Origin of the sequence: Vogesella indigofera (assembly GCF_003633895.1) — a bacterium.
In the GTDB taxonomy this organism is placed as follows: Bacteria; Pseudomonadota; Gammaproteobacteria; order Burkholderiales; family Chromobacteriaceae; genus Vogesella; species Vogesella indigofera.
Genome location: NZ_RBID01000001.1, coordinates 25,731 through 47,846 on the forward strand (window position 1 = coordinate 25,731; position 22,116 = coordinate 47,846).

General features: G+C 65.7%; 24 protein-coding genes and 4 tRNA genes. 16 read left to right on the plus strand and 12 right to left on the minus strand.

Features of this window, described 5'->3' with window-relative positions; all coding sequences use genetic code 11:
- Position 1 precedes the first annotated feature (1 nt).
- Positions 2-1,165 carry an acetate/propionate family kinase gene (locus tag C8E02_RS00135; protein WP_120809195.1) on the plus strand — a complete coding sequence of 388 codons (1,164 nt, stop codon included), beginning with the start codon at positions 2-4 and terminating at the stop codon, positions 1,163-1,165.
- Between the two features lie 71 nt (positions 1,166-1,236).
- On the opposite strand, the gene C8E02_RS00140 is transcribed toward C8E02_RS00135, so the two are convergent.
- Positions 1,237-2,337, minus strand: a complete 1,101-nt coding sequence (locus tag C8E02_RS00140; RefSeq protein ID WP_120809196.1) for a phospholipase A — start codon at positions 2,335-2,337, stop codon at positions 1,237-1,239.
- Positions 2,338-2,438: 101 nt separating this feature from the next.
- Positions 2,439-2,705: a 30S ribosomal protein S20 gene (gene rpsT, locus C8E02_RS00145; protein ID WP_047967825.1), complete on the minus strand. Its 267-nt coding sequence runs from the start codon at positions 2,703-2,705 to the stop codon at positions 2,439-2,441.
- A gap of 128 nt (positions 2,706-2,833) precedes the next feature.
- Here rpsT and murJ point away from each other — a divergent pair, with 128 nt between their 5' ends.
- The 9 genes from murJ to C8E02_RS00190 all read left to right on the plus strand — a co-directional run bounded on the left by murJ (position 2,834) and on the right by C8E02_RS00190 (position 10,142).
- Positions 2,834-4,369 carry a murein biosynthesis integral membrane protein MurJ gene (gene murJ / locus C8E02_RS00150; protein WP_120809197.1) on the plus strand — a complete coding sequence of 512 codons (1,536 nt, stop codon included), beginning with the start codon at positions 2,834-2,836 and terminating at the stop codon, positions 4,367-4,369.
- 68 nt (positions 4,370-4,437) lie between these two features.
- A complete protein-coding gene (gene queF, locus C8E02_RS00155; RefSeq protein WP_484444092.1) occupies positions 4,438-5,277 on the plus strand; it encodes an NADPH-dependent 7-cyano-7-deazaguanine reductase QueF in 840 nt (279 codons plus the stop codon).
- A 117-nt stretch (positions 5,278-5,394) separates the two neighbouring features.
- A tRNA-Arg gene (locus C8E02_RS00160) sits at positions 5,395-5,471 on the plus strand.
- A 7-nt stretch (positions 5,472-5,478) separates the two neighbouring features.
- Positions 5,479-5,553: transfer RNA gene (locus C8E02_RS00165), tRNA-Glu, on the plus strand.
- Between the two features lie 4 nt (positions 5,554-5,557).
- Positions 5,558-5,634 (plus strand) — tRNA-Arg (locus C8E02_RS00170).
- 9 nt (positions 5,635-5,643) lie between these two features.
- Positions 5,644-5,718: transfer RNA gene (locus C8E02_RS00175), tRNA-Glu, on the plus strand.
- A 211-nt stretch (positions 5,719-5,929) separates the two neighbouring features.
- Complete coding sequence (gene cysD / locus C8E02_RS00180) at positions 5,930-6,856, plus strand: sulfate adenylyltransferase subunit CysD (RefSeq protein WP_047967822.1); 927 nt, start codon at positions 5,930-5,932, stop codon at positions 6,854-6,856.
- A gap of 220 nt (positions 6,857-7,076) precedes the next feature.
- Positions 7,077-8,513: a sulfate adenylyltransferase subunit CysN gene (gene cysN / locus C8E02_RS00185; RefSeq protein WP_120809274.1), complete on the plus strand. Its 1,437-nt coding sequence runs from the start codon at positions 7,077-7,079 to the stop codon at positions 8,511-8,513.
- A gap of 216 nt (positions 8,514-8,729) precedes the next feature.
- Positions 8,730-10,142 (plus strand): sodium:proton antiporter, encoded by a 1,413-nt coding sequence (locus C8E02_RS00190; protein ID WP_120809199.1) that lies wholly within the window; start codon positions 8,730-8,732, stop codon positions 10,140-10,142.
- 83 nt (positions 10,143-10,225) lie between these two features.
- Here C8E02_RS00190 and coq7 read toward each other — a convergent pair whose 3' ends face one another.
- Positions 10,226-10,846 (minus strand): 2-polyprenyl-3-methyl-6-methoxy-1,4-benzoquinone monooxygenase, encoded by a 621-nt coding sequence (gene coq7, locus C8E02_RS00195; RefSeq protein ID WP_047967857.1) that lies wholly within the window; start codon positions 10,844-10,846, stop codon positions 10,226-10,228.
- Positions 10,847-10,955: 109 nt separating this feature from the next.
- Here coq7 and ppa point away from each other — a divergent pair, with 109 nt between their 5' ends.
- The 3 genes from ppa to C8E02_RS00210 all read left to right on the plus strand — a co-directional run bounded on the left by ppa (position 10,956) and on the right by C8E02_RS00210 (position 13,104).
- Positions 10,956-11,486 (plus strand): inorganic diphosphatase, encoded by a 531-nt coding sequence (gene ppa, locus C8E02_RS00200; RefSeq protein WP_047967819.1) that lies wholly within the window; start codon positions 10,956-10,958, stop codon positions 11,484-11,486.
- 72 nt (positions 11,487-11,558) lie between these two features.
- On the plus strand, positions 11,559-12,452 hold the full coding sequence (locus tag C8E02_RS00205; protein WP_047967818.1) for a LysR family transcriptional regulator: 894 nt from the start codon (positions 11,559-11,561) through the stop codon (positions 12,450-12,452).
- Between the two features lie 7 nt (positions 12,453-12,459).
- Complete coding sequence (locus C8E02_RS00210) at positions 12,460-13,104, plus strand: hypothetical protein (protein WP_120809200.1); 645 nt, start codon at positions 12,460-12,462, stop codon at positions 13,102-13,104.
- A gap of 63 nt (positions 13,105-13,167) precedes the next feature.
- On the opposite strand, the gene C8E02_RS00215 is transcribed toward C8E02_RS00210, so the two are convergent.
- Positions 13,168-14,199 carry a CDP-6-deoxy-delta-3,4-glucoseen reductase gene (locus tag C8E02_RS00215; protein WP_120809201.1) on the minus strand — a complete coding sequence of 344 codons (1,032 nt, stop codon included), beginning with the start codon at positions 14,197-14,199 and terminating at the stop codon, positions 13,168-13,170.
- 33 nt (positions 14,200-14,232) lie between these two features.
- Here C8E02_RS00215 and C8E02_RS00220 point away from each other — a divergent pair, with 33 nt between their 5' ends.
- The gene (locus C8E02_RS00220) at positions 14,233-15,099 is read left to right on the plus strand and encodes an SDR family oxidoreductase (RefSeq protein ID WP_120809275.1); all 867 of its coding nucleotides are present in this window, start codon (positions 14,233-14,235) and stop codon (positions 15,097-15,099) included.
- A 92-nt stretch (positions 15,100-15,191) separates the two neighbouring features.
- Here the strand turns inward: C8E02_RS00220 and C8E02_RS00225 are convergent, their stop codons facing one another.
- Positions 15,192-15,500 (minus strand): hypothetical protein, encoded by a 309-nt coding sequence (locus C8E02_RS00225; RefSeq protein ID WP_047967816.1) that lies wholly within the window; start codon positions 15,498-15,500, stop codon positions 15,192-15,194.
- Between the two features lie 241 nt (positions 15,501-15,741).
- Between C8E02_RS00225 and trmB the strand changes: the two genes are divergently transcribed.
- Positions 15,742-16,422, plus strand: coding sequence for a tRNA (guanosine(46)-N7)-methyltransferase TrmB (gene trmB / locus C8E02_RS00230; RefSeq protein WP_120809202.1), 681 nt, complete (start codon positions 15,742-15,744; stop codon positions 16,420-16,422).
- A 72-nt stretch (positions 16,423-16,494) separates the two neighbouring features.
- Here trmB and C8E02_RS00235 read toward each other — a convergent pair whose 3' ends face one another.
- Positions 16,495-16,980 carry a glutathione peroxidase gene (locus C8E02_RS00235; protein ID WP_120809203.1) on the minus strand — a complete coding sequence of 162 codons (486 nt, stop codon included), beginning with the start codon at positions 16,978-16,980 and terminating at the stop codon, positions 16,495-16,497.
- Between the two features lie 50 nt (positions 16,981-17,030).
- Here C8E02_RS00235 and C8E02_RS00240 point away from each other — a divergent pair, with 50 nt between their 5' ends.
- Positions 17,031-17,510 (plus strand): DUF1841 family protein, encoded by a 480-nt coding sequence (locus C8E02_RS00240; RefSeq protein ID WP_245961022.1) that lies wholly within the window; start codon positions 17,031-17,033, stop codon positions 17,508-17,510.
- Positions 17,511-17,736: 226 nt separating this feature from the next.
- On the opposite strand, the gene C8E02_RS00245 is transcribed toward C8E02_RS00240, so the two are convergent.
- Genes C8E02_RS00245 through C8E02_RS00270 form a run of 6 tightly spaced genes read right to left on the minus strand, consistent with a single transcriptional unit; the run spans position 17,737 to position 22,113 of the window.
- Positions 17,737-18,660 carry a MerR family transcriptional regulator gene (locus C8E02_RS00245; protein ID WP_120809204.1) on the minus strand — a complete coding sequence of 308 codons (924 nt, stop codon included), beginning with the start codon at positions 18,658-18,660 and terminating at the stop codon, positions 17,737-17,739.
- 43 nt (positions 18,661-18,703) lie between these two features.
- Positions 18,704-19,117, minus strand: a complete 414-nt coding sequence (locus C8E02_RS00250) for a nuclear transport factor 2 family protein (protein ID WP_120809205.1) — start codon at positions 19,115-19,117, stop codon at positions 18,704-18,706.
- Positions 19,114-19,887, minus strand: a complete 774-nt coding sequence (locus C8E02_RS00255) for an SDR family NAD(P)-dependent oxidoreductase (RefSeq protein WP_120809206.1) — start codon at positions 19,885-19,887, stop codon at positions 19,114-19,116. The genes C8E02_RS00250 and C8E02_RS00255 overlap by 4 nt, the downstream gene beginning before the upstream one ends.
- Positions 19,884-20,426, minus strand: coding sequence for a DUF3833 domain-containing protein (locus C8E02_RS00260; protein ID WP_120809207.1), 543 nt, complete (start codon positions 20,424-20,426; stop codon positions 19,884-19,886). The genes C8E02_RS00255 and C8E02_RS00260 overlap by 4 nt, the downstream gene beginning before the upstream one ends.
- The gene (locus C8E02_RS00265) at positions 20,423-21,664 is read right to left on the minus strand and encodes an MFS transporter (RefSeq protein ID WP_120809208.1); all 1,242 of its coding nucleotides are present in this window, start codon (positions 21,662-21,664) and stop codon (positions 20,423-20,425) included. Before C8E02_RS00265 ends, C8E02_RS00260 begins: the two co-directional genes overlap by 4 nt.
- On the minus strand, positions 21,661-22,113 hold the full coding sequence (locus C8E02_RS00270; protein ID WP_170152065.1) for a chalcone isomerase family protein: 453 nt from the start codon (positions 22,111-22,113) through the stop codon (positions 21,661-21,663). The genes C8E02_RS00265 and C8E02_RS00270 overlap by 4 nt, the downstream gene beginning before the upstream one ends.
- Positions 22,114-22,116: the final 3 nt, after the last annotated feature.

The following is a 22,116-nucleotide window of genomic DNA, read 5'->3' on the forward strand; positions in this document are numbered from 1 at the left end:
CATGGGCAAGGCTCTCATCGCCATCAATGCCGGCTCCGCCACGCTGAAATTCCGTGCCTACCAGCCGGACGGCGTACAACTGCTGGCACGCGGCCTCGTCGACCGTTTCGGTGCCGCCGGCGCCAGCCTGGAGCTGGACTACGGCGGCCGCCAGACGCGGGTGACGCTGGCCGGCAGCGGCCGCGACGAAGCGGTGGCGGCGGTGCTCAACGTCCTCGCCGACAAGGGACTGGAAGCGGTGGCGGTGGCGCACCGCGTGGTGCATGGCGGCGACCGCTACACCAGCCCGGTGGTGCTGACCCCGGAAGTGGTCGACCACCTGGCGGAGCTGATTCCGCTGGCACCGCTGCACCAGCCGGCCAGCCTGGCCGTGATGAGTGCCTTTGCGCGACTGGACAGCAAGCTGACCCAGATCGCCTGCTTCGACACCGCCTTCCATTGCGGCCAACCCGAGGTCGCCACCCGCTTCGGCATCGCCCGGCACTGGCATGAACAGGGCATCCGCCGCTACGGCTTCCACGGTCTGTCCTATGCCTCCATCGCGCGGCGGCTGGGCGACATGGCGCTGGCCAGCCAGCGCGTGGTGGTCTGCCACCTCGGCAGCGGCGCCAGCGCCTGCGCCATCCACGACGGCCGCAGCATCGCCTCCAGCATGGGGTTTTCCGCGGTCGACGGCCTGATGATGGGCACCCGTCCCGGCAACCTCGATCCGGAAGTGGTGCTGTACTGGCTGGAACACGAAGGCATGGACATCGCGCAGGTGCGGCAGGAGCTGTACAAGCACAGCGGCCTGCTCGGCGTGTCCGGCCTGTCCGCCGACATGCGCGAGCTGCTGGCCAGCAAGGAGCCGGCGGCGAAGGAAGCGATCGAGCTGTTCTGCTACCGTGCCGCGCGCGAAGTGGCGTCACTGGCCACCGCGATGAAGGGGCTGGACGCGGTGGTGTTCACTGCCGGCATCGGCGAGCGCTCGCCGGAGATCCGCGCCCGCATCCTGAAGCAGCTGTCCTGGCTCGGCTTCGAGGTCGACCTTGCGGCCAACCTTGCCCGCTCGCAACGCATCACCACCCCGCACAGCGCGCGCCACGCCTATGTCATGGCTACCGACGAGGAAGGCGAAATGGCGCGCGAGGCCGCCGCACTGCTCAGCGGCGACGTGCAGCTGTAATCCCGCACCCGGATAAAAGCGGCGGGCGGCGGATCACTCCGTCGCCCGCCGCTTTGTCTTGCCGCTGCGCCTCAGTTGGCCAGCCAGTCGGTCAGCATCAGGCCGATACCGACCCCGCGCGAATGGTGGTTGTAGTCGAGCAGGCTTTCGCCGTAACCGGAAAAACCCTGCACATAACCGCGCAGCCGTCCCGCCACCGGGAAGGTCCAGTCCAGCTGCAGCGCACCCTTGCCGTGCAGCGGGTTGTAGCGCACGCGGCCGCCGAGGGTGTGATCGTTCCAGCGGTATACCGCCTGCACGTCGCCGCGCCCCATGTAGCGAGTAATGTCCGGATTGTCGTCAGTAGCGTCGGATTCCGGCAACCGGTACCACCAGCGCCCGGTCAGGCTGAGGTTGCCCTTTTCCGCGCCGGCCATCACATAGACCCGGTTCCAGCTGCGCGACAGCGGATCGGTCTGGCCGTTGGACTGGTGCACCACGCCGACACCGGCCATGCGCAGGCGCCAGCCCTGCCACGTCCAGTGCGCCGGCAACGGCGTGGTCAGCATCACTTCCGGCTCGTAGTCGGTCTCGCGGAACGGCGACGACTGCCCCTTGTTGTACATCTGCCAGTGCGACTGCTGGGTGTAGCCAAACCACAGGTCGGCCGGCGTGCCGAGCACGTTCTGCCACAGCTTGCTCTTGAACGACAGCTGGTACTTGGTTTCGACATTGTTGAGCTTGGTGCCGAACAGGCGTACCGATTCCTGCGTCGGCGACGACGGCTGCGAATTGGGCGAGAACAGGTGCCACAACGGCAGGATGTAGGTCGGCTGGTGTGCACGCAGCACGAAGGTGCCCAGCTTGTTGTCCTCGTCCAGATCCCACTGCCTGGCCAGCCCAGAGGCGGAGAAGCGCGGCGCGAGCGGCGGCGTGCCGGCGTCGTCCGCCAGCGGCGCGGCGGCCAGTTGCGGCAATTCGTTTGCGGCCAACGTGGTCACTGCTGCCGCTGGTGCCGGCGCGACCGACAGCTCCGACGGCAGCAGCAACGGTGCCGGCGGCAGCAGCGCGTCGAAGCAGGCCAGGCGCTCGGCATCGGCCAGAATGCCGCGGCAGTGCTTGAACGGTGACAGCGCCTCATCGGCATGGACTTGACTGGCTAGCAGCAACAGGACTGGCGGCAACAACTTCATCGACTCACCCGCAATTCAGGAACAAAGCACGGTAGACCACGCAGAAACACAAAAGGCTCCGCGTTTGCGGAGCCTTTGCGTATTCTTGCGTCAAACTCGGATCAGGCAGCCATGGCCTTGATGTGAGCAGACAGACGGCTCTTATGGCGAGCTGCCTTGTTCTTGTGGTACACGCCTTTGTCAGCCAGACGATCAATCACTTTAACGGAAGCGAGGAACACAGTGTTTGCTACTGCCTTGTCGCCGGCTTCGATTGCTTTGATCACTTTCTTAACGGCGGTACGGAAGGCCGTACGCAGGCTTGCGTTGTGCGCGCGCTGCTTAAGGGCCTGGCGTGCACGCTTGCGAGCTTGTGCGCTATTAGCCATGGAATTCTCCTGATGAGCTGAATCTGAAACGGCAGATTTTAAGGCCTAAGATCACGTTTTGCAACAACAATACCTCCCGCGTAAACTATGGCCCTCGATAAAAGCGTTATCAACCCGTTCGGTAAAGCATGAATTTACTCAAAGCACTGGCAAAAGTCAGCAGCATGACCCTGGTTTCGCGCGTGCTCGGCTTCGTGCGCGACGCCATCATCGCACGTGTTTTCGGCGCCGGCATGGCCACCGACGCCTTCTTTGTCGCCTTCAAGCTGCCCAATCTGCTGCGCCGCATTTTTGCCGAGGGCGCCTTCTCGCAGGCCTTCGTGCCGGTGCTGGCGGAATACAAGGAACAGCAGGGCGAGGACGCCACCCGCCGCTTCCTGTCGCACATCAGCGGCACCCTGAGCCTGGTGTTGCTGGTCGTCACCGCGCTGGGCATGCTGGCCGCCCCCGCCATCATCTGGATATCGGCGCCCGGCTTTGCCCATGATCCGGACAAGATGGCGCTGACCAGCGAGCTGCTGCGCATCACCTTTCCTTATATCCTGTTCATTTCGCTGTCGTCGCTGGCCAGCAGCGTGCTGAATACCTGGAACCGTTTCTCGGTGCCGGCGTTCACGCCGACGCTGCTGAACGTGTCCTTCATCCTGTGCTCGCTGCTGCTGACGCCCTACTTCGATCCGCCGGTACTGGTGCTGGCGTGGGCGGTGTTCATCGGCGGCATCGCGCAACTGCTGTACCAGCTGCCGCACCTGAAGAAGCTGGACATGCTGCCGTGGCCGCGTCTGGACCTGAAGGACGCCGCGGTGTGGCGCGTGGTGCGCCAGATGGGGCCGGCGATCTTCGGCGTGTCGATCGCGCAGATCTCGCTGGTGATCAACACCATCTTTGCCTCCTTCCTGGTGTCCGGCAGCGTGTCGTGGATGTACTACGCCGACCGGCTGATGGAGTTCCCGACCGGCATCCTCGGCGTGGCGCTGGGCACTATCCTGCTGCCGTCGCTGTCCAAGCATGCGGCGCGCGACAGCGGCGAGGAGTTCAGCCGCCTGCTGGACTGGGGTATCCGCCTGTCGCTGCTGCTGGCGATTCCGTCCACCGTCGGTCTCGCCCTGCTGTCGCAACCGCTGATCGCCACCCTGTTCATGTACGGCAAGTTCAACGCCCATGATGCGCTGATGACGCAGCAGGCGCTGATCGCCTACGCCATCGGCCTGCTGGGGCTGATCCTGGTCAAGGTGCTGGCGCCCGGCTTCTACGCGCGGCAGAACATCAAGACCCCGGTCAAGATCGCGCTGGTGACGCTGACCGCCACCCAGCTGATGAACCTGGCCTTCATCGGCCCGTTCCGCCACGCAGGCCTCGCGCTGTCGATCGGCCTCGGCGCCTGCCTCAACGCCGCGCTGCTCTATCACCAGCTGAAACGGCACGGCATCTACCGGCCGCAAACCGGCTGGGGCGGCTTCCTCGGCAAGCTGCTGCTGGCGGTGCTGATGATGGCCGCCGCGCTGCTGGCACTGCAGCAGGTCTTGCCGATCGACTGGCACGGCCACGCCTGGCAGCGCGCGGCGTGGCTGCTGCTGCTGGTCATCGCCGGCGCCATCGCCTACTTCGCCACCCTGCTGGCGCTGGGCATGCGCCCGCGCCAGTTCATGCGCCGCGAAAGCTGACGACTCGCTACCATTAAACATCTAGCCGTTGCCGCCCCAAGGTTGGCCGCAAGCCAAGGAAGACCATGATGAACCCGAGCTACACCCCCGAATTCTCGCCACTGGGCAAGAAGGTCGACTACCAGGACCAGTACGACGCCAGCCTGCTGTTCCCGATCGCGCGCCAGCAAAAGCGCGACGAGGTCGGCGTCGCCGAAGGCGCGCTGCCGTTTGCCGGCGTCGACCTGTGGACCGGCTACGAAGTATCCTGGCTCAATGCCCGCGGCAAGCCGCAGGTGGCGATCGCCACCTTCCGCATTCCGGCCGACAGCCCGCGGCTGATCGAGTCCAAGTCGTTCAAGCTGTACCTCAACAGCTACAACCAGACCCGCATCGCCAGCTGGCAGCAGGTTGCCGCGCAGCTGGAGCTGGACCTGTCCAACGCCGCCGGCCGCAAGGTGCAGGTCAGCCTGCGCTCCCCCGCCGACTTCGGCGGCGAACGGATCGCGGAGCTGGCCGGCGACTGTATCGACGAACTGGACATCGAAGTCAGCAGCTACGCGCCGTGCCCGGAAGCGCTCAGGGCCGATGCGGCCAACGTGGTCAGCGAAACGCTGACTTCGCAGCTGCTGAAATCCAACTGCCTGGTCACCGGCCAGCCGGACTGGGGCAGCGTCGCCATCAGCTATACCGGCCCGCAGATCGACCGCGAGACGCTGCTGCGCTACCTGATCGGCTTCCGCCAGCACAACGAATTCCACGAGCAGTGCGTGGAGCGCATCTTCGTCGACGTGCTGCGCGCCTGCGCACCGAGCCGGCTGACGGTGTACGCGCGCTACACCCGCCGCGGCGGGCTGGACATCAACCCGTGGCGCAGCAACGACCCGGCCGCCGTGGCGCCGGACAACACCCGCACCGCACGGCAATGACACATTGCCGCCGCGCAAGGCACGGCCGGCAAAAGAAATTGCCGCCACCGGCTTGACAGGCGGCGGCGGCATCCGTATAGTTCGCGTCTCTCGCAAGCAACAGCAAACGAGAACAGTGCACCCGTAGCTCAGTTGGATAGAGTATTTGGCTACGAACCAAAGGGTCGGGCGTTCGAATCGCTCCGGGTGCACCACCACAGCGTCCCTATAGTTTAGCGGTTAGAACACTGCCCTTTCACGGCGGCGGCCGGGGTTCGATTCCCCGTGGGGACGCCAAGTTGCACCCGTAGCTCAGTTGGATAGAGTATTTGGCTACGAACCAAAGGGTCGGGCGTTCGAATCGCTCCGGGTGCACCACACAATTCAGTCCCTATAGTTTAGCGGTTAGAACACTGCCCTTTCACGGCGGCGGCCGGGGTTCGATTCCCCGTGGGGACGCCAGATTCAGCAAAAACACCACCTTCGGGTGGTGTTTTTGTTTCTGCCTCGATATTCCCGCCTTGCCATTGTTTTTGCTCTCGATATCGCATATTGATATATAAAATCAGTCTTTCTGGCCGCGTCCGCGCTCCGGTACAGTTCAACTGTCGGAATCCCCGGCACGGCAGAGATGCTGCCGACGATGCCAACAGCCAGAGAATTGAGCGCAAAGATGAATATCAGTCAGGAGAGGCTGACTCACCTCAAGCAACTTGAAGCCGAGTCCATCCACATCATCCGTGAAGTCGCCGCCGAGTTTGACAACCCGGTGATGCTGTACTCCATCGGCAAGGATTCGGCGGTGATGCTGCATTTGGCACAAAAGGCCTTTGCCCCCGGCCGCCCGCCGTTCCCGCTGATGCACGTGGATACCACCTGGAAATTCCAGGACATGATCGCGCTGCGCGACAAGCAGGCGAAGGAATACGGCTGGGACCTGATCGTCCACGTCAACCAGGAAGGTGTCGACGCCAACATCAACCCGTTCACCGCCGGCAGTGCCAAGCACACCGACGTGATGAAGACCGAAGGCCTGAAGCAGGCGCTGAACAAGTACAAGTTCGACGCCGCCTTCGGTGGCGCCCGCCGCGACGAGGAAAAATCGCGCGCCAAGGAGCGGGTGTACTCCTTCCGCGACAAGAACCACCGCTGGGACCCGAAAAGCCAGCGTCCGGAACTGTGGAACATCTACAACGCCAAGATCAACAAGGGCGAGTCGATCCGTGTGTTCCCGCTGTCTAACTGGACCGAGCTGGACATCTGGCAGTACATCTTCCTCGAGAACATCGAAATCGTGCCGCTGTACTTTGCCGCCGAGCGCAAGGTGATCGAGCGTGACGGCACGCTGATCATGATCGACGACGAGCGCATCCTGCAGTACCTCAGCGACGAGGAAAAGGCCAAGATCGAGACCAAGAAGGTCCGCTTCCGCACCCTCGGCTGTTATCCGCTGACCGGCGCGGTGGAATCGGAAGCCACCACGCTGGCGGAAGTGATCCAGGAAATGCTGCTGACCAAGACCTCCGAACGCCAGGGCCGCGTGATCGATCACGACTCCTCCGGCTCGATGGAAAAGAAGAAGATGGAAGGCTACTTCTAAAGCGCCCGTTCAACGCCTGCTGCGCGTCGGCGATACCGCGTTGAAAACGACTTCGGAATGCTCATTGACCCCATGTCAACTCCGCTTCCTCAGCCATTTTCGCCTTGTCTCGCTCTAGCTCACGAGACGTTGAACAAGCTCTAAGCCCCTTTTCGCCCCTACCGAATGTTCAAAGGTTGGCCGCATGCGGCCAACCTTGCTGATGCAAGGCACGACGCTCATGGCACACCAATCCGACCTGATCGCCAGCGACATCCTGGCGTACCTGAAGCAACACGAAAACAAGGACCTGCTGCGCTTCATCACCTGCGGCAACGTCGACGACGGCAAATCGACACTGATCGGCCGCCTGCTGCACGACTCCAAGCTGATCTTCGAAGACCAGCTGGCGGCGATCCAGCGCGACTCGAAAAAGTACAACACCACCGACGAAGAGATCGACCTCGCGCTGCTGGTCGACGGCCTGCAGGCCGAGCGCGAACAGGGCATCACCATCGATGTCGCCTACCGCTACTTCAGCACCGACCGCCGCAAGTTCATCATCGCCGACTGCCCGGGCCACGAGCAGTACACCCGCAACATGGCCACCGGCGCCTCGACCTGCAACCTGGCGGTGATCCTGATCGACGCCCGCTACGGCGTGCAGACTCAGACCCGCCGCCACAGCTACATCGTCAGCCTGCTGGGCATCAAGCACGTGGTGGTGGCCATCAACAAGATGGACCTGCTGGACTTCGACGAGGCGGTGTTCAATCGCATCCGCGACGAATACCTCGCCTTTGCGGCCAACCTCGACATCGCCGACATCCGCTTCGTGCCGATCTCGGCTCTGCGCGGCGACAACGTGGTCACCGCCAGCGAGCGCACGCCGTGGTACGACGGCCAGACGCTGATGGGCATTCTCGACAGCGTCGAGATCGACCACGACGTGGCGCAGAACGCCTTCCGCCTGCCGGTACAGTACGTCAACCGCCCGAACCTGGACTTCCGCGGCTTCTGCGGCACCGTCGCCAGCGGCGAGATCCGTCCCGGCGACCGCATCGTCGCGCTGCCGTCCGGCAAACAGAGCACGGTGGAAAACGTGGTGGTGTACGAGGGCAAGCTCGACGTGGCGCGCAGCGGCCAGGCCATTACCCTGACGCTGGCCGACGAGATCGACATCTCGCGCGGCGACATGATCGTGCGCGCCGACGAGACGGCACCGACGGTCAGTCAGGCGATCGATGCCCACCTGGTGTGGATGGACGAAAACCCGCTGGTGGTGGGCAAGGACTACGGCTTCAAGCTGGCCGGCAAGAACGTTACCGGCCGCGTCGAACGCATCGTGCACCGCGTGGACGTCAACACGCTGGACGCCTTCGAAGCGGAAAAGCTGCAGCTGAACGAGATCGCACTGGTGCGCATCGTGTTCACCGCACCGGTGGTATTCGACGCCTACAAAGACTGCCGTGCCACCGGCAGCTTCATCGTCATCGACCGCCTGTCCAACGGCACCGCCGGTGCCGGCATGATCCGCAGCGCGGTGGCGGTGGACAGCGCCAGCCAGGACCAGAGCGACCTCGCCCGCCTGCGCGCGTTCGAGATCGAGTTCAACGCGCTGGTGCGCAAGCACTTCCCGCACTGGGAGGCGAAGGACGTCAGCAAGCTGTTCGGTTAATCCTGCGGCGCCCCCCCCCCCTACAAACGACCAGCCATCCGGCTGGTCGTTTTGTTTTGTGCGCGGCACCCCGGGGACAGGACAGTTCCCGATGGCGCGGCGACGGATGCGGCGGTTACAATTGCCGCCTTCCGGTCGCCTCGAACGAGTCATAACAATCAAGGGTGCGCGCACTCGCCGGAAGCGCAGCGCCCCCTGCCCAACCCAGAGTCGAACATGTCCCTACCCCGCTTGCTACGTCCTGTGCTGCCGCTGGCACTGACGCTGCTGCCGTCGCTGGCCCACGCCAACGTCAATGGCGCAGAACTGACCATTCTGTGGGCCGTGCCCTTTGCCGGCCTGCTGTTAAGCATTGCCCTGATGCCGCTGCTGGCCCCCGCCATCTGGCACCACCATTTCGGCAAGATCGCCGCCGGCTGGGCGCTGGCCTTCGTGTTGCCGTTTGCGGCCAACCATGGTCTGGCCGGCGTCAGCCACGACATCCTGCACACCATGGTGCTGGAGTACGTGCCGTTCATCATCCTGCTGGTGGCGCTATTCACCGTCGCCGGCGGCATCTACATCAACGGCAACCTGCACGGCTCGCCGCTGCTCAACAGCGGCGTGCTGGCCACCGGCACCGTGCTGGCCAGCTTCACCGGCACCACCGGCGCCTCGATGCTGCTGATCCGCCCGCTGTTGCGCGCCAACGACAACCGCCGCTACAAGACCCACGTGTTCGTGTTCTTCATCTTCCTGGTCGCCAATATCGGCGGCTCGCTGACGCCGCTGGGCGATCCGCCGCTGTTCCTCGGCTTCCTCAAGGGCGTGGGCTTCGGCTGGACCATGGAGCACATGCTGGCGCCGATGTTCAGCGCCAGCCTGATCCTGCTGCTGGTTTTCTTCATGCTGGACAGCTACTTCTACCGCAAGGAAAGCGCTCAGACGCTGGCACGCGACCCGACCCCGGACAGCCCGCTGCGCATCGAGGGCAAGCTCAACTTCCTGCTGCTTGGCGGCGTGGTGGTCGCGGTGCTGCTGTCCGGCGTGTGGCAGCCGGGCGTGGTGTGGCAGGTGTACGGCCTCGACATCGAGCTGCAGAACGTGGTGCGTGACCTGCTGCTGCTGGCGATGGCGGGGCTGTCGCTGAAGCTGACGCCGCGCCACTGCCGCGAGGCCAACGCCTTCAACTGGGCGCCGATGCTGGAAGTGGCCAAGCTGTTCGCCGGCATCTTCATCAGCATGATCCCGGTGCTGGCGATGCTGAAGGCCGGCCCGGACGGCGCCTTCGCCGGCCTGGTGCGCATGGTGACCGCCCCCGACGGCACCCCGGTCAATGTCGCCTACTTCTGGCTCACCGGTGCGCTGTCCAGCTTCCTCGACAATGCGCCGACCTATCTGGTGTTCTTCAACCTCGCCGGCGGCGACGCACAGCAGCTGATGGGCGCCGGCGCCAACACCCTGCTGGCGATCTCGATGGGCGCGGTGTTCATGGGAGCCAACAGCTATATCGGCAACGCCCCCAACTTCATGGTGAAGGCGATCGCGGAAGAGCGCGGCGTGGTGATGCCGAGCTTCTTCGGCTACATCGGCTGGGCCTGCGCCTTCCTGATCCCGACCTTCCTGCTGCTCACCGTGCTGTTCTTCTGATAGCGCCCCTGCGGCCAACCTTGCGCAAGGTTGGCCGCCAACAAAAAAGCCGCCCGAGGGGCGGCTTTTTCATGCGGCGGCGTTCACAGCCGGTAACTGCTCACCGTCATCAGCTTGGCGGACAGCTTCATCATGCCCTTCACCGGCAGCGGCAGGCTGGCCGCCCCCAGCTGCTGCGCCATGTCGGCGTGTTTCAGCTCGTCATCGCGCATCTGGCTGACGATGGCGCGGCTCTTGTCATCCTGTGCCGGCAGCTCGCTGAGATGGCTGTCGAGATGGGCGCCGACCTGGTGCTCGGTTTCCTGCAGGAAGCCGAGATTCCACTTGTCACCGAGCAGGCCGGCGGTGACGCCGATCGCCAGCGAGCCGGTGTACCACAGCGGGTTGAACAGGCTGGGACGGCCGCCCAGTTCGCGGATGCGGCGCTCGGTCCACGCCAGATGCTCCACCTCCTCGAACGCGGCATGGCGCAGCGCCTCACGCGCCGCCGGATCGCGCGCGGTCAGCGCCTGGCCCTGGTACAGCGCCTGCGCGCACACCTCGCCGCAGTGGTTGACACGCATCAGTCCCAGCGCGTGGCGTTTGTCCGCGGCGGACAGCTCCGCCTCGGCGACATCGCGGTCGGGGTGCGGGCGCGCGCTGCTGGCTGGCGCAAACAGGGTGCGCAGGCCGCGGTCGAATTCGGAAATCAGGTTATCTAGCATCATGTGCGGTTATGGCCTTCATCAATAGACGCGATTATACCTCGGCTGGGCTGCTGGTATAATCACCGGGTTTATTCCTGACGACTCAACCGGAAAAGGACTTTCACGCATGAATATCGACCTCATCAGCCCGGGCAAGAACATGCCGAACGACGTTAACGTCGTCATCGAGATCACCGCCAACAGCGCCCCGATCAAGTACGAATTCGACAAGGAAAGCGGCGCGCTGTGCGTGGACCGTTTCATGGGCACCTCGATGTTCTACCCGGCCAACTACGGTTTCGTGCCCCAGACCATCGCCGGTGACGGCGACCCGGTCGACGTGCTGGTGGTGACCCCGTTCCCGCTGCCGCCGGGCGTACTGATCCGCGTGCGCATGCTGGGCCTGATCAAGATGGAAGACGACGGCGGTGTCGACGCCAAGCTGATCGCGGTGCCGGTGGAAAAACTGTGCCCGATGTACAAGGACATCCAGAAGCTGGAAGACCTGCCGCAGCTGCTGCGCGACCAGATGGTGCACTTCTTCGAGCACTACAAGGACCTGGAAAAAGGCAAATGGGTCAAAATCCAGGGTTGGGGTACACTGGAAGATGCCACCCGCGAACTGGAAGAAGGCATCGAGCGCGCCAAGCAGGGTTGATCCCGTGATGGCCGACACAGCCGGTGGCAAGCGCCACCGGCTTTTTTTATCCTGCTTTCAGGCTGCCCCACCATGACCCGACTCTCCCTCGACGCCCTGCTGGTACTGGACGCCATCGACCGCCGCGGCAGTTTTGCCGCCGCCGCCGAAGCGCTGTTCCGCGTGCCGTCCGCCATTACCTACAGCGTGCAGAAGCTGGAACAGGATCTGGGCGTGATGCTGTTCGACCGCAGCGGCCACAAGGCCAAGCTGACCTCGGCCGGACAGCTGCTGCTGCAGGAAGGGCGCGCGCTGCTGGATTCGGCGGCGATGCTGGAGCAACGGGTGAAGACCCACGCCACCGGCTGGGAGGGCGAGCTGCGCATCGCCATCTCCGAGCTGTTGCCGTTCGCACGCGTGATCCAGCTGGTGCGCGAATTCAACGAGCTGGGCGCGCAGACCGAACTGCGCCTGACGCGCGAGAACTTCGGCGGCATGTGGGATGCGCTGATCGACGGCCGCGCCGACCTCACCATCGGGGCGCCGGACATGCCGGTACAGGGCAATCTGTACTGCCGCGAGATGGGCCACGCCGCCTTCGGCTTTTGCGTCGCACCGTCGCATCCGCTGGCACAGGCGGCGGAGCCGATCCCGGCGCACGAGCTGCGCAAGCACCGCATCATCGTGCTGGCCGACAGCTCGCGCACGCTGACGCCGCGCAGCGCCTCGATCCAGGAAGGCCAGGCGCGGCTGACGGTGTCCAGCCTCGACGACAAGATCAATATGCAGTGCGCCGGCCTCGGTATTGGTTTTTTGCCACTGCAGCATGTGCAAAAACCGCTGGCCGACGGTCGTTTGCTGCTCAAGGCAGTGGAAGATGCGCGCGATCCCGTGCCACTATATTACGCATGGCAAACCAAGGAACCGGGGCAGGCGATGGCCTGGTTCCTGCAGCGTTTGCGCGACTTTGACTGGCAACTACTGTAAACACCGGATGGAACTGCCCGCCTCTCCCGCCACCACCCTCGACGCGTTGCAACAGCGGCTGGCCGACTGCGGCCTGCAGCCGGCGGCCAGTCGCCACGGCACGGCGCTGTGCTGGCAGGGCTTGCGCCTGGGCGGCAGCGACAGCGCGGACATCGACGTCGAACTGGCGGTCACCCCGCATCCGGCGGCGCGGCAGTACGGTTTCATGCTGTTCGTCGGCTGCACCCCGGCCTTGCGCGAGCAGGCACGGCCACTGCTGGACGCCCTCGCTCCAGCCGCCGGCGCCTGGCTATGGTGCGGCCCGCGCGGTGCCGGCCGCTTCTGCCAGCGCGTGTTTGACGCCTTTCTCTACATCAACGGCCCGCTGTTGCGCGAGGCGATGCAGCACGGCCAGACACAGCCGGACTGGGCAGCGTTCTTTACCAGCCAGCTGCAGCTGGGACAGCAGCTGCTGGCGCTGGCGCAGCAGTACCGCCGCGCGCAGCACGACGACAGCCAGCCGGAGCTGAGTGCACTGCTGCAGGAGTTTGCGCGGCCGCCGCTACTGCACAGCCACTACGCGCTGACGCTGGCACGACTGCTGGAGCTGGGTCTTGCCCAGCAGCAGCTGACGCAGGGCATCTTCGAGCAGCTGCTGCGGCCGGCGCCCTGAGCCTGCCGCCCACACGCAAAAAAGCCGCCTTTGCAGGCGGCTTTGTCATCGGCGGAGGCCGGCTTACGGCTTGCTGCCACTCATGTCCTTGGACAGGAAGAAGGCATCGGAGAAGAACTCGTCTTCCGGCAGCTTGCGCTCGGCGATGAAGGACTTGTGCGCAGCCTCGACCATGATCGGTGCACCGCAGGCGTACACCTGGTAGCCGGACAGGTCGTCGAAATCGTCCAGCACCGCCTGGTGCACGAAGCCGCTGCGGCCTAGCCAGTTGTGCTCAGGCAGCGCGTCCGACACCACCGGGATGAAGGTGATGTTGGCGTTTTGTGCCTGCCACTGGCCAGCCTGCTCCGCCATGTACAGGTCGTGCGGGGTGCGCGCGCCCCAGTAGAACACGATCGGGCGGGTGATGCCGTGGTGGATGGCGTGCTCGATGATGCCCTTGATCGGTGCAAAGCCGGTACCGCTGGCCACCATGATGATCGGCTTGTCGGAATCCTCGCGCAGGAAGAAGGAACCCAGCGGCCCCTTGAAGCGCATGATTTCCTTTTCCTTCATGCTGTTGAACACGTACTCGGAAAAAGTGCCGCCCGGCTGGTTGCGGATGTGCAGCTCGATGAAGGCGTCGTCGTGCGGCGCATTGGCGATGGAGAAGCTGCGCTTCTTGCCGTCCTTCATCAGGATGTCGATGTACTGGCCGGCCATGAACTGCAGGCGCTCGGAGACCGGCAGCTTCAGTTTCAGCACCGCCACGTCGTGGATCTTCTCGATCGACTCCACGCGGCACGGCAGGGTCTTGATCTGGATGTCGCCGATGCCGGCCAGCTCGCGCACTTCGATGGTGATGTCGCCCTGCGGCCTGGCACAGCAGAACAGCGCCATGCCCTGGGCGCGGTCGGCAGCGGACAGCGCCTTTTCCTGCGCGCCACCGTGCTCTACCTCGCCGGCGACAACCTTGCCCTTGCAGGCGCCACAGGCACCGTCACGGCAGCCGTAAGGCAGGCCGACGTTCTGGCGCAAAGCTGCCTCAAGAATGGTTTCATGCGTTTCAACCGCAAAAGAATGGCCGCTCGGAAGCACCTTTACCTGACACGTCATCTTGTTCCCTTAAACTTCGCTAAAATGGCCGTCATGCGAACCCTGTTGATCATCGGCACCGGCGACATCGCCCGGCGTGCCCTGCCCCTGCTGCTGCCGCACTGGCGGATACTGGCGCTGACGCGCCGCCCGGAAACCGCCGCGCAATGGCGACAGCTGGGAGCCCGGCCAGTGCCGGGCGATCTGGATGATGCGCGCAGTCTCGAGCGCCTCGCCGGTATCGCCGACGCGGTGCTGTACACCGCACCGCCGCCGGACAGCGGCCGCATCGACCCCAGAATGCGCAAGGTGTTGTCGCGACTGGCAAAAACGCCGAGTTTACCACAGCAACTGGTCTATATCAGCACCAGCGGCGTGTACGGCAATGCCGATGGCAAGTGGCTGGACGAGTGCGCGCCGCTGCGGCCAACGTCGCCGCGCGCGTGTCGCCGCGTCGATGCCGAGCGCGCGCTGCGCAGCTTCGCCATCGCCCACGGCAGCGCGCTGACCATCCTGCGCGCACCGGGCATCTACGCCGCCGAGCGGCTGCCGCTCACCCGCCTCCTCAACGGCACGCCGCTGATCGATGCCGCCGAGGACAGCGTCAGCAACCACATCCACGCCGACGACCTGGCGCGGCTGTGCGTCGCCGCGCTGCAGCAGCCGCGCGGCGGCATCCGCGTCTACAACGCCTGCGACAGCCAGCCGCTGCCGGTCGGCGAGTGGTACGACAAGCTGGCCGATACGCTGGGCTACCCGCGCGCACCGCGGCTGCCGCGCGCGGTGGTACAGCAGCAGGTGTCGCCGGGGCTGTGGTCGTTCATGGCCGAATCGCGGCGCCTCTGCAACGCGCGGCTGCTGCGCGAGCTGCCCGGCTGCCTGCGCTACCCGACGGTGGACGAGCTGCTGCGCCAGCTGTAGCGCCGCCTTGCGGCCAACCCTGGCCGCCGCCATAAAAAAGCCCGCAGTGGCGTGCGCCACTGCGGGGGATTCCGTTATCGGCTGCTGCTGCGTCAGATCGCTTCGCTGGCGTCCTCGCACGGGCTGCACAGCCGGTCGCGTGCCATCGCGGCCAGCGCGTCAAGATCGTCGTTGAGGTGCAGCTGCATATGGCGCAGCGCACCGCGCAGGATGGCACTGGCCAGCAGTGCCTCGTCACACTGGAACACCTCGGCCATGGCGCGCAACTCGGCGCAGGTCTCGTGGCACAAGGGCAGCGACAGGTGGCGCACCGGCTCCACACACAGCAACGTGCCCAGTTCCTGCCCTTCGGCGCGGTACTCTTCCAGCAGTTTTACAAAGTCATGCAGTTCATCATTCATGAGACACCTCCCGTGTCCATTGCTACGTCCGCTTTCCCCTCACACAGCATGGCACATGCTGCTGCTTTGCCAAGGTGAATCGGTGACGGAGTTGATCTGCACCAAGTGGCCGCCGGCAGCGACCCAGGCGGGGCAAGGCCGGGCGCTGCCGCAGCGCGTGCCGCGCCGGTGGCGCAGCCCTACCGCTGGCGGCCAAGATTCGGTAACATCGCGATCTTTTTGCAGTTTTTGAGTGACGACCATGGAAAATCCGGCCTTCAACCGCGCCATTCGCAGCTTCGTGTTGCGTCAGGGCCACCTGTCTCCTGCGCAGCAGCGCGCCATCGACGAAGGCATGCCGAAATGGGGCATCGAGTATCAGGCGGCGCCGCTCGACCTGCAGCAGGCCTTCGGCCGCGTGGCCCCGAAAATCCTGGAAATCGGCTTCGGCATGGGTGGTGCCACCGCCGAAATCGCCGCCGGCAATCCGGACAAGGACTACCTCGGCATCGAGGTGCACTCGCCGGGGGTGGGCAACCTGTTCAAGCTGATCGACGAGCAGAATCTCAGCAACCTGCGCCTGATCCGCCACGATGCGGTGGAAGTGCTGGACAACATGCTGCCGGACGGCTCGCTGGACGGCGTGCACATCTTCTTCCCCGATCCGTGGCACAAGAAGCGCCACAACAAGCGCCGCCTGATCCAGGCGCCGCTGGTGGAGAAACTGGTACGCAAGCTGAAGCCGGGCGGCTACATCCACGCCGCCACCGACTGGGAAGACTACGCCATCCAGATCATGGAAGTGTTCAGTGCCAATGCCGAGCTGGCCAACAGCGCCGACGGCTACGCGCCGCGTCCGGACTACCGCCCGCTGACCAAGTTCGAGGCGCGCGGCATCCGCCTCGGCCACGGCGTATGGGACGTGATCTTTACCCGCAAGTAAGCATCTTGCCGGCATGACACTGCGGCCAACCTTGCGCGCAAGGTTGGCCGCAGTGTTTTGTGGCGCCGCGACTCAGGCGGCGGCCTGCAGCAGCGCCTCGATGTCGCCGGCGATGTCGTGCGGCTCCGCCGCCGGCTCGTAGCGTTTCACCAGCCGCCCCTTGCGGTCGATCAGGAACTTGGTGAAGTTCCACTTCACCGGATGCGGATGCTTGCCGTCGGCGCCGGTCAGCCAGAGCCACAGCGGGCTGGCGTTGCCGCCGTTGACGTCGCCCTTCTCGAACAGCGGGAAGCTGACGCCGAAACGGCTGACGCAGAAATCACGGATTGCGCCGGCGTCACCCGGCTCCTGGCCGCCGAACTGGTTGCAGGGAAAGCCCAGCACGCTGAAGCCCTGTCCCTGATAGGTGCTGTGCAGCTCCTGCAGGCCGGCATACTGCCGGGTGTAGCCGCATTCGCTGGCGGTGTTGACGATCAGCAGCACCTGGCCGCGGTACTGCGCCAGGGGTTGCAACAGGCCATCGCCAAGGTTGGCCGCAAAGTCCGCAATCGTGGTCATGGTGGGTCTCCATCCGTATAATGCTGCTTTTCCGAGTAAATCAGTCAACCATGATGTTCGCACCCAGCCGACAGGATGCCCGCCGTTTCTTTTTCGATACCTGGCAGAAGCAACAGGCCGGTCAGCCGCTGACCGATCTGGAAAAGCTGCTGTTCAGCGTGATCATGCTGCATCCGGAATACCACGACCTGCTCAACCGTCCGCAACAGTACGCCGAGCGCGAGTGGATGCCGGAGCAAGGCGAAACCAACCCCTTCCTGCACATGGGCATGCACCTGGCGCTGGAAGAGCAGCTGTCGATCGACCAGCCGCCCGGCATCCGCGCGCTGTACCAACAGCTGTTGCAGCAGACCGGCAGCGAGCACGACGCGCAGCACGAGGTGCTGGACTGCCTCGGCGAGATGATCTGGCAGGCGCAGCGTTACGGCGGCGGGCCGGATGTCAACGTGTACCTGTCCTGTATCCGCGGCAAGCTGGGGCAGGACCCGGAAGACACCCCGCGCAAGAACCTGAAAGACATGGACGACTGAGAACCTGTCCACGACCTGCTGCGCACAGGCGTACCGCGTTAAAAACGGCTTCGGAATGCTTGTTTATTCCAGTTAAACGCCGCTTCCTCAGCCGTTTTTGCCTTGTCTCGCCCTAGCTCGCGAGATCGTGAACACGTTCTGAGACCGGCCGCGCTGCCACCACCCCAGGGCCATCCGGCAACATGCCGTGATGGCCTCTTTGTTATGGCCAAGGTCGCCGCCTTTTTCAAACGGCAATTGCGGGCGGCTGCCGTTCGCGCCAGCGGCCGACGCTGGCGTCGAGCTGGTCCAGAGTCAGCAGGGTGGCGCGCGGCGGCAGCCGCTTCAGGCCGCGGCAGCCGGCACCGCCGAGCCACAGCTCGACGCCGGCCGGCAGCAGCGTGTCCAGCAGCGCGACATCCGCCTGCGGACTGGCCTCGTAGGAGGCGGAAAAGGACAGCACCACCACGTCGACGCGGTGTTTCTGCGCCGCGCTGGCGATGTCGGACAGCGGCATCTGCGCGCCGAAGGCGATGGCGTCGCAGCCGGCCAGGCGCAGCAGCGCTTCCACCATCAGCAGGCCGATCAGGTGCAGCTCGCCGGGACAGGTGGTCAGCATCACCCGCGGCGACTGCTGGCCGGAGGGGATGCCGGCCAGGGTCTCGCGCAGCACGCGCTTGATCTCTTCCGAGTACAGGTGTTCCTCGTGCACGCGCAGCTCGCCGCGCATCCACGCCTCGCCGACCAGCTGGTTGGCCGCCGCCAGAAAATCGCATATGAAGTGGCGCAGGCCGAGCTCGAACAGGCGGTGGCGCAGCAGCTCGCGCACCGCCAGCGCATCGTGACCGCTCAGCGCGTCGATCAGGCCGGCGCAGACATCCGGCACCACCCGCGCCGGGGTGTGCGCCAGCGCCAGCGCCTCCAGCTGCGCCATGCTCTGCCCGACCAGCTTGCCGGGGCGGAAGCCGAGATCCATCAGCCGCCGCACCTGCTTCAGCTTGCCGACCTGCGCCGCGTTGTACAGGCGGTCGCCGGCGGCATCGCGCGACGGCTGCGGAAAGCCGTAGCGGCGCTCCCACATCCGCAACAGGTCCTTGGGGATGCCGGTTTCGCGTTCGACGGCGGCGATGGGCAGGCCGCCATCGCTCAGGGCAGAGTCTTCGTTCATCATTTGTACAACCTGGCGTCCCGACAAGACATCGACAAGGCCCGCATTATGCCATGCGCCGTTTGATCACACGCAGCAAGGCACCGATGAGCGGCAGTTTTTCGTACACCCCTTCCGCCGCATCCCAGTAGTCGCGGTGCGCGGCGATGCGGCCGTCGGCGGCGAGGGTCAGCAGCGTGCCGCCGTGGATCTGCTGCGTCCAGCCGAGCAGCACGAAGCTGAAATCCCAGCTGACGAAGGCCTGCTCGCCCTGCGCCACCACCGTGCCGATCACGAAGCGCGGCGCCTGCAGCCGCTGGAACATGCGCGCGTACAGCGCCTTGATCGCGGTGCGGCCGTGCAGCGCCTGGAACGGATCACGGAAGGTGGCCGACTCGGCGTAGACGGCGTCGATGTCTTCCAGCGTCACTGGCGACAGCGAGGCAAACCAGTCCAGATGGCGGGCAAGATGGGGATTCATAGTCCGGTAACCTTGTGGGCGAGCCAGAAATACAGGCGGTAGGGCAACAGTGCGGCCAACTTCAGCGGCCACGAGAAGCGCTTCGGGAAGTGGATGTCGAACTCGCCGCGGGCGAAGCCGCGCACGATCTGCTGCGCCGCCGCCTCAGGCGTCAGCAGTGCCGGCATCGCAAACTCGTTCTGCGCGGTGAGGCGGGTGGCGACAAAGCCGGGGTTGATCACGTGCACGCCGATGCCGTGGCGGTGCAGATCGAGGTACAGCGTCTGCGCGAAGTGGTTCACCGCCGCCTTGGTGGCGCCGTACACCAGGCCGTTGGGCATGCCGCCCCAGCCGGCGACGCTGGCCACCAGCGCGATGGCGCCGCCGGACTGCGCCATCAGCTGCGGCACCAGCGCCGCGCTGCCGTACATCACCCCCAGCAGGTTGACGTCGACCATGCGCCGCGCCAGCTCCGGCGTCAGCTGCCAGGCGCGCAGCGGGGTGTAGTCGCCGGCCAGCATCACCACTAGGTCGATGCCCTGCCACTGCTGCAGCAACTGGTCGCGGCTGCGCTGCCAGTCCTCGGGGCGGGTCACGTCCAGCGGCAGCAGCCACATCCGCTCATGGCCGCTGGCAACCTCGCGCAGCGCCGCCTCGTGGCGGCCGGACAGCGCCACCCAGGCACCGAGGCGGTGCAGCTCGCGCGCCAGCGCCGCGCCGATGCCGTGGCCGGCGCCGACCAGCCATACCCGGCGGTTGTGCCAGTCCTGCAACTTGGGGTTCAGGCTCACGGCTGCGCCCCCTTGCGGAACATCAGCGTGACTTCGCCGAGGCGCACGCCCCACTTGCTCATCACCGAGCGGTTCAGCACCGTGTGCTCGTCCAGCTGATACATCCAGTCGTCAAAACGTACCTCGTACACCGTGCCGTCCACCGGCAGGCGCAGCGTGTAGTCCCAGAACAGCGCAAAGCCTGCACTGCGGCCGCTTGCCTGCCCCACCACGTCGCTGGCGGTGCCGCTGTAGCGGCCATCGGGCAGTTTTTGCAGCGTCCACACCCGGCGCTGTTTTTCGCCGTCGTCGTAAGTGAAGTGCTCGTCCAGCACGCCGCGGTCGCCCTGCCAGCTGCCGCTCATCTGCACGCTGAAGCGGCGCAGCACCTTGCCGCTGCGGTCCTGGAACATGCCCTGCGCCGTCACCGGGCCGTTGAAATACGTTTTCAGGTCAAAGCTTGGCCGCGTGCCGCGGTAGTCGTCGATGCTGGCGCTGGAACACGCCGCCAGCAGCCCGCACAACGCCGCCAGCACGGCGGCTTTCAGTATCCGGATCATGTTCTTGCTCCCGAGAAGGTCACTGCCGGCGGCAAGGCCAGGCAGGCCGCCAGCTTGAATAGCGCCGGCAGGCCGGCATACAGCCACGGCAGCGCCGAGGCGTCGCCACCGGGCTGGTAGCCCAGCTGCGCCGCCAGCGGCAGCGCGAGGCCGGCGGCACAGGCCAGCGCCAGCTTGTTCATCATCGACACCGCGCCGAAGGCGGCGCCGCCCTGCGCCGCGACACGTTCGCCGAGCACGTCGGCCACCAGCGCGCTGCCGAAAGCCAGATCGGCGCCCAGCGCCGCCCCCGTCAGCAGGCACACCAGCGCGAACAGCCCGCCCTGCCCCTCGCCCAGCGCCAGCACCGGCAGGAACACCAGCAGCGCCAGCAGCATGCCGCCGCGCCAGGCGGCGACGCGGCCGATGCGGTCGGCGAGGCGCACCCACAGCGGCAACGACAGCACCGCGGCGAGGAAGTACAGCAGCAGGAACAGGCCGGCCAGCGCCGGCGTGCGTAGCAGGTCGGCGATGTAGAAATTGAGCAGCGTCGCCGGAATCGCCATCGCGGTGGCGTTGAGCAGCAGCACCAGCAGCACGCGGCGGAAGGCGGCGTCACGCCACAGCTGGCGCCAGTGCGGCACCACATGTTCCCCGGCCGGCGGCAACGCTAGCGGCGCGCGGCGCAGCAGCCACAGGCAGAGCACGCTGCACAGCAACAACAGCAGCACCAGCACCTGCATCGCGTACTGCTGACCGTGGCGGGCGGCCAGCGTCGCCGGCAGGGCCGCCGCCAGCAGCACGCCCAGCAGCGCCCAGCCCTCGCGCCACGCCGCCACCCGCGAGCGGCCGTGCACGCTGGGCCACAAGGCCGCGCCGTAGCGCAGCAGCGCGATGCTCAGCCAGCCGTGCGCCAGGTACACCAGCAGCAGCGCGGCGGCCAGTTGCGGCAGCAACGGCCAGTCGCGTTGCGGCATCACCAGCCAGCCGAAACCGGCCAGCCCGCCGCCGGCGGCCAGCAGCAACAGCGCGCGGGCGCGGGCCGGCGACAGGCGGTCCTGCCACAGCCCGAGCAGCGGATCGATGGCGGTATCGAACAGCCGCGCCAGCAGCAGCACCCAGCCGAGGCTGGCCAGCGCCACGCCGAAATCGGCGGCGTACAGCGCCGGGGTGTGCACGTACAGCGGCAGCGCCACCATCGCCAGCGGCAGGCCGCCGAGGCCGCTCAGTGCCAGCTGGCGCGTGCTCAGCGCGTTCATCCGCGGCCACCCAGCAGCTGCTCGCGCACCGCCGGCGCCCGCGATGCCGGATCCAGCCAGATGCGGAAAAACAGCTGCCCGAACAGCGGGTCGTCGATGCGGTGGGTCAGGCGGCCGTTGAGCCAGAAGCGCACCACCGCGCCGTCCATGGCGCCGAGCAGCACGTCGCCCTCCTTTACGTCGGGAAAGGCGCGCCGCATGTGCTCGGCCCACGCCGCACGGACGCGCTCCGGCATCCCGTAGCGCAGCATTTCCTCGAGGCTGGTTTCCACCAGCTTGGCGCCGGCAATGCTGCGCGCGTAGCGGATCTCCAGCGCGAACGGCCGCGCCCACTGGAAGGGCTGCGCCGCCGGGGTGTACAGCGCCGAGTCGTACAGCTTGAAACCGAACCAGCGCAGCGTGCCCTGGCCGCGCAGTTGCAAACCGTTCAGTTCTGCTGGCAGTGCCATGGC